The sequence below is a fragment of the Caloranaerobacter ferrireducens genome (assembly GCF_001730685.1).
Classification (GTDB): Bacteria; Bacillota; Clostridia; order Tissierellales; family Thermohalobacteraceae; genus Caloranaerobacter; species Caloranaerobacter ferrireducens.
In genome coordinates this window covers 60,635-74,254 of the sequence record NZ_MDJR01000005.1, presented here as the reverse complement: position 1 = coordinate 74,254, position 13,620 = coordinate 60,635, and the positions used below count along the sequence as shown (strand labels likewise).

General features: G+C 30.4%; 13 protein-coding genes, 1 pseudogene and 1 riboswitch. Of the genes and pseudogenes, 1 reads left to right on the top strand and 13 read right to left on the bottom strand.

Annotated features, from left to right (window positions below):
- Positions 1–267: 267 nt before the first annotated feature.
- From BFN48_RS12685 to BFN48_RS12920, 10 genes and pseudogenes are all read right to left on the bottom strand, one after another.
- The gene (locus tag BFN48_RS12685; protein ID WP_069650492.1) at positions 268–1,071 is read right to left on the bottom strand and encodes a L,D-transpeptidase family protein; all 804 of its coding nucleotides are present in this window, start codon (positions 1,069–1,071) and stop codon (positions 268–270) included.
- 124 nt (positions 1,072–1,195) lie between these two features.
- Positions 1,196–1,459 carry a Veg family protein gene (locus BFN48_RS08600; protein ID WP_278287331.1) on the bottom strand — a complete coding sequence of 88 codons (264 nt, stop codon included), beginning with the start codon at positions 1,457–1,459 and terminating at the stop codon, positions 1,196–1,198.
- A gap of 143 nt (positions 1,460–1,602) precedes the next feature.
- Entirely contained in the window at positions 1,603–3,042 is a 1,440-nt protein-coding gene (locus BFN48_RS08595) for an N-acetylmuramoyl-L-alanine amidase (protein WP_083238873.1), read from the bottom strand.
- Positions 3,043–3,204: 162 nt separating this feature from the next.
- Positions 3,205–4,662, bottom strand: coding sequence for an aminotransferase class I/II-fold pyridoxal phosphate-dependent enzyme (locus BFN48_RS08590; protein WP_069650490.1), 1,458 nt, complete (start codon positions 4,660–4,662; stop codon positions 3,205–3,207).
- A 107-nt stretch (positions 4,663–4,769) separates the two neighbouring features.
- Positions 4,770–6,104 carry a magnesium transporter gene (gene mgtE / locus BFN48_RS08585; protein ID WP_069650489.1) on the bottom strand — a complete coding sequence of 445 codons (1,335 nt, stop codon included), beginning with the start codon at positions 6,102–6,104 and terminating at the stop codon, positions 4,770–4,772.
- A 316-nt stretch (positions 6,105–6,420) separates the two neighbouring features.
- A riboswitch (M-box (ykoK) riboswitch) is annotated at positions 6,421–6,583 on the bottom strand.
- Between the two features lie 85 nt (positions 6,584–6,668).
- Positions 6,669–6,974, bottom strand: coding sequence for a YmaF family protein (locus tag BFN48_RS08580; RefSeq protein WP_083238872.1), 306 nt, complete (start codon positions 6,972–6,974; stop codon positions 6,669–6,671).
- A 69-nt stretch (positions 6,975–7,043) separates the two neighbouring features.
- Positions 7,044–7,307: a metal-sensing transcriptional repressor gene (locus tag BFN48_RS08575; protein WP_069650488.1), complete on the bottom strand. Its 264-nt coding sequence runs from the start codon at positions 7,305–7,307 to the stop codon at positions 7,044–7,046.
- A 14-nt stretch (positions 7,308–7,321) separates the two neighbouring features.
- On the bottom strand, positions 7,322–7,567 hold the full coding sequence (locus BFN48_RS08570; protein ID WP_278287325.1) for a heavy-metal-associated domain-containing protein: 246 nt from the start codon (positions 7,565–7,567) through the stop codon (positions 7,322–7,324).
- An 84-nt stretch (positions 7,568–7,651) separates the two neighbouring features.
- Complete coding sequence (locus BFN48_RS08565) at positions 7,652–9,799, bottom strand: heavy metal translocating P-type ATPase (protein ID WP_423230250.1); 2,148 nt, start codon at positions 9,797–9,799, stop codon at positions 7,652–7,654.
- A 27-nt stretch (positions 9,800–9,826) separates the two neighbouring features.
- Positions 9,827–9,961 (bottom strand): annotated as a pseudogene (locus BFN48_RS12920) (cation transporter); the annotation flags it as partial.
- 141 nt (positions 9,962–10,102) lie between these two features.
- Here BFN48_RS12920 and BFN48_RS08560 point away from each other — a divergent pair.
- Positions 10,103–10,792 carry a hypothetical protein gene (locus BFN48_RS08560; protein WP_176718851.1) on the top strand — a complete coding sequence of 230 codons (690 nt, stop codon included), beginning with the start codon at positions 10,103–10,105 and terminating at the stop codon, positions 10,790–10,792.
- A gap of 859 nt (positions 10,793–11,651) precedes the next feature.
- On the opposite strand, the gene BFN48_RS08555 is transcribed toward BFN48_RS08560, so the two are convergent.
- From BFN48_RS08555 to BFN48_RS08545, 3 genes are read right to left on the bottom strand one after another with little or no spacing between them, the layout of a single operon-like run.
- Positions 11,652–12,281, bottom strand: coding sequence for a prolipoprotein diacylglyceryl transferase family protein (locus tag BFN48_RS08555; protein ID WP_069650484.1), 630 nt, complete (start codon positions 12,279–12,281; stop codon positions 11,652–11,654).
- Positions 12,282–12,285: 4 nt separating this feature from the next.
- A complete protein-coding gene (locus BFN48_RS08550) occupies positions 12,286–12,870 on the bottom strand; it encodes a TlpA family protein disulfide reductase (RefSeq protein WP_069650483.1) in 585 nt (194 codons plus the stop codon).
- A 19-nt stretch (positions 12,871–12,889) separates the two neighbouring features.
- On the bottom strand, positions 12,890–13,576 hold the full coding sequence (locus tag BFN48_RS08545; RefSeq protein WP_069650482.1) for a cytochrome c biogenesis CcdA family protein: 687 nt from the start codon (positions 13,574–13,576) through the stop codon (positions 12,890–12,892).
- Between the last annotated feature and the right edge of the window lie 44 nt (positions 13,577–13,620).

The following is a 13,620-nucleotide window of genomic DNA, read 5'->3' as shown; positions in this document are numbered from 1 at the left end:
AACAAGAACAAAATCTTCGATTTAAATAAATCAAGGAAGATTTTGCCTATATCCATTGCTGAAATTATATTCAAAATTACCCATAGCTTAACAAGGAATATAATTCCCTATGGATTAAAAAAACTCCGAGCTTCATACCCGGAGTTAAACAGTTTACAATATAACATTATAATAAGCTTAAAAAATACTAAAAACAATCCGAAGCAAGTCCATCACTTCCAGTTACCATAATCCTCAGTACCTAGTATCCAGCATCAAGTACCCAATTTAATATATCAACACTAAAGACCCTGCAGGGATGTTTTCATAAATATATTTAGCTACATCAACAGGAAGTCTTATACATCCATGGCTTGCCGGTGTACCTAATTTTTCTTTCTCTTCTTCTATTATTTTACCATCTTCGGTAAAAGGAACAGAATGGAATAAATATGTTCCTTTAAAACCAACCCAGTATTTACCCCCCTGTTTAAACCTAGGAGTGTAAAACCATTTTCCTCTTCTACCCTCTTCTATTTCAAATATACCTTTTGGTGTAAAATGGTCCCATGTACCACTAGATGCTAAAGATTCTTTTATCAATTCTCCATCTTTATAAATTCTTAAAATTTGCTCATCGGTATTAAAAACTAAAACATAACCCTCTATTTTCTCATTAAACTCATGAGGAGGAATTTCTTTAGTTCTTATATATCTTGAATCTACATAACCCTCTCTTCCATCTTCTAGCATTACTTTAAACCATCCATAAGGTAAAGTCTCTAATAGCTTGACTTCTTCATAATCTTTAAATTTATATATAATATTACTTTTTTTATTTTTTTCTTCGTATACTTCAATAAAACCATCCTTATCTATGGTATCTAAGGCTTGTCCAACGAATACTTCAGGTTCTTCTTTTACAACTTCTTTTTCTTCATTTTGCTCTTTATCTATCTCAATAGCTTTTTGATCTTCAATTTCATCTGCTTTAGTAGTTTCTATTATACTTGATTGCTCTAATACATTTTCTTTACAACCAGTCACTATAAAAATTAATAAAATAAATATAATTGCTAAATTTTTCCTCATTAAATCCTCCCCTTTATTATGTATTCAAGTATAGAAGTTCTTTAATAAATTATACTAAATTATTGACTTTAAAGCTACACACCCATCAAAAAGTAAATCCGCCAGAATATGGCGGTTTACTAATTTAACTAATTTGTATTTTCTTTTCATCTCTACATACTATTACTTCAACTGTTTCTGTAAGTATATCTGAATAGCTATATGATACTCGTCTTACTGTATTATATCCTCCATCAATTTTTACTACGAATATGCTTGGATAAACACTCTCTAATACGCCCTCTCTTATAGTCGTCTTCTTTCTGCCCTTGTTAGCCTTTAGCCTTACTTTTTCTCCAACATAAGACTTAACATTCTCCCTGATCTTATCAAGGGAATTTTTTTTCACCAAGCAATCACCTTCTTTCAAAATATACGTATAAATATTATCACATTATTGCAAAAAAGTCAAATAATTAATTATACTAGTTTTAGTCAAGTTTGTCAAACTCTAAATTCAGCCAATTAACGCAGTAATACTCCTCATATCTTCTAAAACTTATAATATTCGACTATACCTTGAGTAATAGATTCTGCTATTTTGTCGATATATTCATTATTTTTGAGTAATTTTTCAACCTCAGGATTAGTTACATAATCAATATCTATATGAAGCGAACTTGTACCTACCTCTCTTAGAAGAAAAAAGGCAGCTACTTTTATACCTCTGTTTATTACATCAAGGTTTTTTACCATACTATTCATAATACATTTCGCCAACCCTAGACTTTCCCTATCGCCTTTATAGTAATACATTTCACACCCTCGAATTAATGAATTAGAAAAAGAATTAAGATGAATGCTTATAAAAAAATTGGGCCTGATTTTATTAGCTAATTCTGCCCTTTTATTTAAAGATACATACTCGTCCTCATCTCTAGTTAAATAAACTGTCGCTCCTAGATTTTCCAAAAACTCCTTTAATCTTTTACTTATTTTTAAAACCACATCCTTTTCTCTTAATCCTCCAGGACCTTCCGCTCCAATATTATCATCTCCACCATGTCCTGGGTCAATTACTAATATTTTCTCTTTTAAAGGCTTTTTTATACATGGTTTTTCAATTTTTCTAATTTCAACCCCTGTAAAATAATAATTTATAATATCATCAAACTTAAAACCCATTAAAGCCATTTGATTTGCTCCATACTGACAAAGCCCTAAACCATCCCCCTGTCCACGAGTTTTAACCCCCAGTATCTTAGGTGCAATACTAAATCTAGTAGAATCAAGTCCTAATATTTCCTTAACTTCAGTACCTTTAAATACCTTTCCACCTATTTTAATACTTGTTATTCTCCCTTCATCATCTCTGTCTATTTCCTCTATAAAACCCTTCATATCAATTTTTAATGTTGGTGTCAAATTTGGAAACCTTACTTTTAGTTTCTCTTCAATTTCCTCTATCGAAATTTCCTTATATCCTTCCCAATTGGGAGAATTTAAACAATAATCACATAACACTTTTCTTAAATACATTACTCTATTTCCTATAACATTCTCTGAATTTTCAGTAGCACCTCCACACGTGTTATGAAATTCAGCTATTATAGGTCTATTATTCATAGTTATTACTAATCCCTCTGTTGCTTTGATACTCTCTTCAATAATGCTAATTATTTTATTATATCTATCTTTCCATATCCTCTTAAGTTCATCATCATATAAAATAGTAATACAATGACCTTCATCACATATATCACAATCTGAATATTTTAAGCATCCTTTTCCTCCAAACATTCTCATTTTTCTTGCTAAATTCGTTCTAGCTAGTATTACTTGAACTTTTACAAACTCTGGATGTATATTTTCAATAGAATTAGGAAGCTGAGCTGCTGCTACATATTTCACAATTTCATCTAATTTTTTTATGATAACTTTCTTCTCATTGCTAGAATATATTTTCAAATATATAAATCTATCATCAATCAATTATAGTCACCCCTTTACGCAGACTGATTCGCATAATTTGTCTACTCAAAATATAGGTTGGTATAATATATTGTATGAAAAGAAAAGTTTTATCGTGAATTAGCAAAAAAGTACAGAAGAAAAGGCACACATATGTATTTCTCACATATGTGTGCCTTTTAACTACATTCCCAACACCTTAATATATTCTACATAAGGATCCTCTGTACCTTGCAGTAAACTATGCTGACTTTTTAATAATTTTACATACTCAATTATCTCTTTACTAATTCTTTCACCAGGAGTTACAATAGGAATTCCTGGAGGATAAACCATAATTGACTCACCACTTATTTCACCTACAGCGTCTTCCAATTTAACAACTTTCTTATTGCTATAAAATGCATCTCTTGGCGAAACTATAACTTCAGGATTTTCTAACATAACATTTTCAAATCTTTTTTTATCTCCTTTATATTTTACACTCATACTTTTAAGTGCTTCAACTAATGCATTTACAGACTCTTCAGTATCTCCAACACTTACTATAGCTAATATGTTAAAAACATCTCCTAATTCAACCTGTATATTATATTCATCTCTCAATATATCATAAGCCTCGAATCCTGTAATACCAAGTCCTGTAACATTTATACCCAGCTTTGATTCATCAAAATCATAAACTCCCGGTGTTCCTACTAACTCCTTACCAAAAGCGTACAATCCATCTATATTATTTATTTCATTTCTTGCATCTCTGCAAAGCTTTAATACTCTAGTAAATACTTCTTCACCATGTACTGCTAGCATTTTCCTTGCTACATCTATACTCGACATTAATAAATACGATGCACTAGTTGTCTGCGTAAGATTTAGTACAGTTCTAACCATTTTCTTTTCAATTAATCCTTCTTTCAACAATAAAAGTGAACTTTGAGTTAATGAACCTCCAGTTTTATGAATGCTAACAGCACACATGTCTGCTCCTAACTCCATTGCATCATACGGTAATTCTGGATGAAATTTAAAATGCGCACCATGTGCTTCATCAACTAAAACTGCCATCCCATGCTTATGTGCTAATCTTACTATCTTTTTGATATCTGATGTGGCTCCATAATATGTTGGATTTATTAAAAATATAGCCTTAGCATCTGGGTGTTTAGCTATAGCCTTTTCTACACTTTCTAAAGATACTCCCATAGCAATACCAAGTTTATTATTTATTTCGGGTTGTATATATATAGGTTGTGCTCCACTTAATATAAGACCATTTATAGCTGACTTATGTGCATTCCTTGGTAATATAATTTTGTCACCAGGCATACAAACACTCATAATCATTGCTTGTACTCCTGATGTAGTGCCATTAACAAGAAAAAATGCATGGTCGGCCCAATATGCTTCAGCTGCTAATTCTTCAGCCTCTTTTATTACACCAATAGGATTACTAATATTATCAAGGGGCTTCATTGAATTAACATCTATCTCTAAGACTTTATTACCAACAAAGTCACCAAATTCTCTTAACCCTTTGCCATGTTTATGACCTGGAACATCAAAAGGGATAACATTTCTTTTATGATATTCCTTTAACGCATCAAATAACGGTGTTTTATTTTGATCTAAAACCAATTTCATCACCTCTAATAAATTTACTTAAACCAAATTTTATATTAGTACCTTTTTTATGTCAAGGTAAAGAAAAAATCAGGGTTTATAAATACAAAAAGGGGGAATACCCCCTTTTATAGCCCTAGTATCCATGAAGCCATTGAAAAATATAGTATTAATGCAACTGCATCTACAATTGTAGTTATCAAAGGGCTAGCCATAATTGCTGGGTCTAATTTTAGTTTTCTTGCTCCTATTGGAAGCATAGCTCCTACTATCTTAGCTAAAACGATAGTAAAAAACAAAGTCGAGCATACAGTTATTGCAACTTCAAAGCTAACCTTCTCTAGATAATAAATCCTCACAAAATTCACTAAAGACAAAATAACTCCTACTACTGCACTAACTCTTAATTCTTTCCACATAACTTTCAAAATATCTTTTATTTCTATCTCACCTAAAGCCATACCCCTTATTATCAATGTAGAAGTTTGAGCTCCAGCATTTCCTCCTGTATCCATAAGCATAGGGATAAATGCAGCTAATATAACAACAGACTGCAACACTTCTTCAAATTTCCTAATAATACTGCCTGTAAATGTAGCAGATATCATAAGAATTAAAAGCCATGTAATTCTATGTTTTGCTAGTGTTAAAACACTAGTTTCAAGATACTCTTCTTCTGATGGAGACATAGCCGCCATTTTTTGGAAGTCCTCTGTGTTTTCCTGCTCAATAACATCAACTATATCATCAATTGTAATAATACCTGTTAACCTACTTTCTTTATCAACAACAGGAATTGCCATTAAGTCATATTTTTTAAATAAATAAGCTATCTCTTCTTGGTCATCATGAGTATTTACATATATTATATCTTTCTCCATTATTTCGCCAACTGTTTTATCATCGTCACTTATAACCAATTTTCTCAAAGATACTAAGCCTTCAAGTTTTCTATTTTTATCTGTAACATAACAAGTATATATAGTCTCTTTATCAACACCTGTCTTTTTTATATGGTCTATTGCCTGTTTAACTGTCATTTCCTTTTTAAGGTCAACATATTCTATTGTCATAAGACTACCAGCTGAATTCTCTGGATAATTCAAAAACTGATTGATTAATATTCTTTCTTCCTCTTTTGTGTTTTTCAATATTTTCTTTACAACATTTGAAGGCATTTCTTCTATAATATCTATCATATCGTCAAAGAACAACTCATCTACTATGCTTTTTATCTCCTTGTCTGTTATCGAATCTATGATATATCGCTGTTGTTCATATGATAGATATGAAAAAACCTCAGCCGCCATGTCCTTGGGCAATATTCTAAATAATATTAAATACGAACTTTTATCCAGCTCTTCCAAAAGCTCTGCAATATCTACTACATTCAGTTTTGTGACTTCTTTTTTGGCTTCAACATATCTTTTTTCGTTTATAAGTTTAGTAATTCTTTCCTTCATTTATTTCTCCCTCCTTTTAGAAGAGCCACACACTCCCAAGTGGCAAGGTTATGGCTCTTCTAAATATAATTTTTTTAAAGTTAATCCCAGGTATAGGACCAGAGTCCATAACCATCACCACCCTTTCAAAACAAAATCTTCGATTTAAATAAATATTATTAAGGAAAATTTTGCCTATATCCATAAGCGGAAATTATATTTAAAATTATCTACATAATGAAGAATATAATTTCCTATAGATTATAAAAATAAGCAATTATAGTATTACAGAAAAATATTATTTTAATGCATTAAAAAACCCTCCAAACAAGTGAAGGGTCTACCTGCACCTGTTGGGTTTTAGCTCTATATAGCTTAGGGCTGACCCAGCCACATTAGGTATAACCTTCTCGATTATCCCTGTTTACCCATTGGCATCTCTGGATGTTTCTGGGCAGTGGCGTATTTCTATATAGTAGCCTCTCCTAACCAGGTTTATATTAACATTATATTTAAATACATTTATATCATATTCGAAAACATAGACAAATGCAAGAAAAAAATGCGGCTTGAAGCCGCATCCTATTAGTATCTATATTTTTGTTTTGAAGTTTTGTCTACATATTTGTGACTGTGTTCTTTATTATAGCTTGTTCTCCCATTAATATAATGAACATGACCTCCTGGCACTTTGATAGGTCCACTTGTAAATCCCATATAATAATGCTTATGCTTTTTATTAATTGTTGTATATCCTTTATAAAAGTGAACATGGCCCCTCCACAAAGGTATAGGTTCACTAGTTATCCCATGAAATTCATGCAAATGACCTTTATTATAAGATGTTCTGCCTTTATATTTATGAACATGCGTCCTCATAAACGGATACATATAATCGGCCTCCTTGCGAATATCTATCTTTGCTTTAAGATATTCACAAGGATTTAAATTAGTTACAATCTACTTTACATACTTGTCTAATATGTTAATAATTTCATCAATTTTTTCGTCACCTTCTCCTTTAAGAACAGCTTCTTTTACACAATGTTTTATATGTTGATCTATTATATTCAAGTTTGCCTTTTTAAGCAACGCTTGAACAGCAAGTATTTGCTTAGAAATATCAACGCAATATCTATCATTTTCAATCATTCTTATTATTCCTTCAATTTGTCCTTTTGAAGTTTTAAGCAAATTTAATGCTTTCTTTCTACCTTCATTCATAATATCTCGCCCCACTACCTAGTATCAACAACTTCATATCCTGCTGAAGTTACTGCATCCTTTAATATATTTTCTTCTACTTCTTTAGAAAGCTCAACTACTGCCTTTTTACCTTCTAAATCTACTTCTACTGATATTACTCCTTCAACTTCACTTAACGCTTTTTTTACCGCCATAGCACAGTGGTTACAACTCATTCCCTCAATAAATAATACTTTTGTCATATGATGCACCCTTTCTTTTATTTTTTTATAATCCATAGGAAATTATATTCCTTATTAAACTACGGATAATTTTAAATATAATTTCCGTAATGGATATAGACAAAATCTACCTTATACAATTTATTTAAATCTCTTTAATCTTAGTGAATTTGATACAACTGAAACAGAACTAAAAGCCATAGCTGCACCAGCTATCATAGGATTCAAAAATCCTAAAGAAGCTAATGGAATTCCTGCAGTGTTATAGAAAAATGCCCAGAAAAGATTCTGCTTTATAGTTCTCATAGTTTTTCTGCTTAATCTAATAGCTAATACTATATCTCTTAAATCGCCTTTCATTAAAGTTATATCGGCAGCTTCTATAGCAACATCCGTACCTGTCCCGATAGCAAATCCAATATCAGCTGCTACCAAAGCAGGAGCATCATTTATACCATCTCCAACCATGCCTACTTTTTTTCCTTGCGCTTTTAGTTTTTCTACTTTCTCTGCCTTATGTTCAGGTAAAACTTCAGCAATCACATTTTCTATACCTACTTCTTTAGCTATAGCTTTAGCAGTTCTTTCATTATCACCTGTAATCATATAAACTTCTATTCCCATTGATTTAAGCTCTTTAATAGCTTCCTTTGAATGTTCTTTTACCGTATCTGCTACAGCAATAATCCCTTCTATTCTACCATTTACTGATAATAGCATTGCAGTTTTTCCTTGATTCTCAAGTTTTATAATTTCATCCTCAATATCTTCTATATCAATATTTTTATCTTTCATCAATTTCCTGTTACCCAGATATATTTCTTTACCTTCTACAACTGCAAATATACCATGTCCTGGTATTGCATTAAACTTCTCTGGATCAATCAATTTTATGCCACTTTCTTCACCTTTTTTTACAATTGCTTGACCTAAAGGATGTTCAGATGCTTTTTCGGCAATTGCTGCGAACTTTAAGATATTTTCTTTAGAATTAGTAAAGCTTATTATATCTGTTACTTCTGGTTCACCTTTTGTTATAGTTCCCGTTTTATCAAATATCAGTGTATTTATCTGATGTGTTTTTTCTAGATATTCTCCTCCTTTTATCAATATACCATTCTCAGCTCCTTTTCCTGTCCCAACCATTATAGCAGTTGGAGTTGCAAGTCCTAATGCACAAGGACAAGCTATAACCAAAACTGCTACTGCATTAATTAAAGCATTAGCAAAATCTCCATCTGCAAAGTACCATGCTATAAATGTCAAAATAGCTATCCCTACGACAGTCGGCACAAATATACCTGCTACTTTATCAGCTAATCTCTGTACAGGAGCTTTAGAACCTTGAGCCTCTTCAACTAGTTTAATTATCTGCGATAATACTGTATCTTTTCCTACTTTTGTAGCTTTAAACTTAAATGTTCCATGTTTATTTATTGTAGCTCCAATAACTTCGTCCCCTTCTTTTTTATCTACTGGAATACTTTCTCCTGTAAGCATAGATTCATCTACAGAAGAACTTCCCTCGATAACAATACCATCAACAGGAATCTTTTCTCCAGGACGTACTATTACGGTATCTCCAACCACAACTTCTTCTATAGGTATATCTAATTCTTTTCCATCTCTTATTACTTTAGCCGTTTTAGCCTGCAAATTCATAAGCTTCTTTATAGCTTCAGATGTTCTGCCTTTAGCAATCGACTCCAGCATCTTTCCTAATAAAATTAAAGTTATAATAACTGCAGATGCTTCAAAATAATATTCTCTAACCCCTGCAATCAAGTTATAAAGACTGTAAAAATACGCCGATGAAGTACCTAAAGCTACCAAAACATCCATATTGGCTCCTCCACCTTTTAAAGAGTGATATGCTCCTTTATAAAACCTATACCCAATAATAAATTGTACTGGAGTAGCCAATGCAAGTTGTACATATCCATTGTCTAATATAGTGTGTATCCCTGCCATATGAAAGAACATTGTTGATAATAAGGGTATACTTAATATTACAGATGCTGTAAAAAGTCTTTTTAAATGATTAATTTCCTTTACTCTCTTTTTACTATCTTCTTCGTCTTTCTCATCTTCTTCAAACGCTTTATATCCTGCTTTCTCTATAGCTTTTATAAGTTCTGCATTTTCGATAGCTCCTTCATAGATTTCAATAGTTGCTTTTTCCATCGTAAGATTTACATTAGCATTTTTTACTCCATCTATTTTGTTTAATACTTTTTCAACTCTTGCAGAGCAAGCAGCGCAAGTCATTCCTTCAACCTTAAGGTTAATATTCTTAATTGGTACTTTATATCCTGTTTTTTCAATGGATTTAACTATATCTTCTACATTAAGTACTTTTGAATCATACTCTATAGTAGCCTTTTCAGCAATAAGATTTACAACAGCTAACTTTACTCCGTTTAATTTTGATAGAGCATCCTCTACCCTTTTAGCACAAGATGCTCATGTCATACCCTCTATTTTCAAAGTTATCTTATTATAATCCATAACCTTCCTCCTTTCTACCCCACCCCATGTGGGGTGTGGTTATATTGTAGCATACCTTTTCTTTTTTATCAAATATTTTTTTGCATGATATTTAATAAATTTCTGGTTAATATAAAAATAGGTTTATTAAATAGTTTAACAATACAAGTTTCCATTTATGTATTACAGGAAGGTGATATTTTGTATAATAATGAAGATATAATTTCAATAAAACTAAAACTTTTAAAAAGCATGGAAGATAGTATAATAAAAGCTTTTAAAATCAATTTCCCAAATGATATTATTAATCCCTTAATTAAAAAATTCATTCCTCTTGAAGAAGATAAAAAAAATAATTTAACTGATATTAGAAATAACTATTTAAAATTAGTAAAAGCAGTATTGAACAATTGGAAAAGAGCAGGCTTAGAATTAACAACATATGTATATGAACGTCATGGCTATAGTTGGGGAAAAAAATTAAAGGAAAATTACAATATAAAATTAGCAGAAGATATTTATAAAATACTTAAAAATTATAATTTAGATGGAAGTTTAAAAAGCAGTTATAATATAACTCATAAAGATAATAACACAGTGAAATTCTATGTAAAAAAACAGATTTTAATTGATACCTGGAGAGAGTACAAAATAAATCATAGTATAATGTATGATCTAGATAGGGCCTGGAAAGAAGCTTTTGTAAATGGGCTAAATCCAAATTTTAAGCTACAGGCTACAGCAGAAAATATAGATGGAATTGACGTTTTTGTATATACTATTTTTAAAAAATAATTTTATATTTAGAACAAAATCTTCAATTTAAATAAATTATAAGGAAGATTTTGCCTATATCCATAAACGGAAATTATATTTAAAATTATTTACAATTTAATAAGGTATATAATTTCCTATGGATTATGAAAATAAGACTCATGCGTAATAATTTAGAGAAAACTTTAGATTCAAATTTTTTGAAAATCCTAACGCTTCCAATGAATCGTCCTGACTCTGGAAGCTGGCTTAGCGTCCATGCTAAGCCCACGGATTTTCTAAAAAATTTTCATCTAGTTTTCTAACTAAATTCTTACAAGCATTCACTTTATTTTTCATAAATATCCAAAAGTATGAGTCTATCATCAACAAAAGAAAAAAGCAGAACCTAATCGGTTCTGCTTTTAGATTAACAAGAAGAATGTCCTCCATTTGTAGTAATATAAAATCCTCTTCTTAACCAATCATTTAGATAGTCGATATTAAAATAATCAAATTGAGAAGCAACATCTTTATCTACTACAAATTTAATGTCTCCTGCTTCATAGCTTTTGTCATTTTCTTTCTGCTCATCCAGAGCAAGCCCAAAACTTGGACCACCTCATCCAAAGCCTGCAATATATATCCTTACACTTTGAGATGCTGCTCCTTTTTCTTCCATTATTTCTTTTAGTTTTTCTTGAGCTACTTGTGTTATTTCTACCTTCATTACTATCCTCCTATCATAACTATTATGAAAACAAGTCTCATACATAAACAATCACTTTATTTTCATACATAAGTTTATCTTTATTAATTTATATACCCTATAAGGGTATTTTCTAAACATAATTCTAATACATTTATTAGTCTAAGTCAATCTATTTTAATTATTCTCATATCAGATTGCTAATTTTATCCTGATTAAATAGTAACTTATCAAAATTAAAACGAAAACTAAATAAGAAATATACTTCCCTAAAATTCTTCTTTTTATATTTATTGCTTCTATGACTAATCCAACAATAAATATAAGTGACAAATAAAGTACAACTGGATGCCTGTAAGCAGATAAATGATATATGGATAAAAACCCATTATACTCTTTACCAATTAAACGACCTTCAAAAAACAAAAACCATATTGCTAAAGACATACTAAAATAAAATGGAATCAGAAATATTTTAAACAAATAATAAAAAGAGAATTTATTTTTCTTTGATATAATTATCAGTGTAATCAGACCTGCTATAACTCCTCCAAGCAAGCTTAGATTTATATGATTTATAGAAAAAATATATTTTAAATGTCCCTTATATAAATCTAAATTACATACAACATAACCTAATCTAGCTCCAATAAATCCTGATATAACCAATATAAAAAATATATCCTCTGCTTCATTTTTCTTAAATCCTCTATCCTTACCTATAAAAATAGTTATATAATAACTAATAATTATTGAAATTATAGTTAAAAACAAAAACCAACTAATCCCTATTGATTTATATATAAAGAAGTAAGAATTCATACTATCACTTGCTCCTTACACTATCTAACATTTCCTTCATCTGCGGGTATGTCATCATGCCTAATTGTATAGCTCTGATTCTTCCCTCTTCATCTAATATAACTGACATAGGCAAGCCACTAACTAGATAATCTCTAGCAACTTTACCTGTCTTGTCTAATAAAATAGGAAATTCATATCCTCCTTCCTTTACAAAGTTTTCTACTTTAGATTTATTCTCTGCAACATCTATGCCTAAAACTACAAAGTTATCGTCTTTGTTTTCAAGATATAATCTGTTTAAATCTGGCATTTCTCTTACACAATATGGACACCATGTAGCCCAAAAATTTATAAGTACAATTTTTCCTCTATAGTCTTTTAAAGAAGCCATTTTACCTTCCAAAGTTTCTAAAGTAAATTCTGGTGCAATACTTCCTATTTGCATTGGTAAAACTTCTTCTACTGAACTTTCATCTTTAACCTCTGTTTTTTCATCATTTGAACTCTCTTCTTTAATACTATTTGGTATAGTATTATTAGATATATAAAATAAAACAGCCACTAAAGTTATGGCTAAAACAGTTATTATAACAAGCTTTTTATTCATATTTTACCTCCATTCAGTTCTATCTAAGAAAAATATTTGTAATTAAATATATTTTATTTAAAAATATTAATACACCAAAACTAACTACAATAACACCACTAATTCTCATAATATACGGAATAACTTTTTCAGACTTAATTAAAAACCTACCAAATTGATTGATAAGAAGCGCAGTTAAAATAAAAGGAACCGCTAATCCAACAGAATAAGATAATAATAAATAAAATCCTTTAGATAAAGTAGCAGTCGTTCCTGCATAAATCAATATAGTTGCCAGTACACTGCCTATACATGGAGTCCATCCTGCAGCAAAAGCCATGCCCATAAGTATTGAACTAAACCAATTAGTAATCTTAGGAATTTGTACTCTTTTTTCTTTGTTTAAAAATCCAAATTTGAAACCCAACATATTTAATCCAAAAATGATTATCAATATACCACTAATTCTAGTAAATATACTTTTATATTTTATAAACATTTGTCCTATAAAGCTTGCAGAAACTCCCATTATCATAAAAATTATAGTAAAACCAATAACAAAGCCCAAAGTTCTAGATACAGCTAAAAACTTCTTATTTGCAAGCTCTTCTTCAAATGTAGTACCTGTGATATATGTTATATACGCTGGTATTAAAGGAAGAACACATGGAGATAAAAAAGAAAGAATTCCTGCGCTAAAAGCTATAGGAATAGATATATCTGTCATTTTCCCCCCTCCTAAATTTTGTTGTTTATCCGATTATACCATAC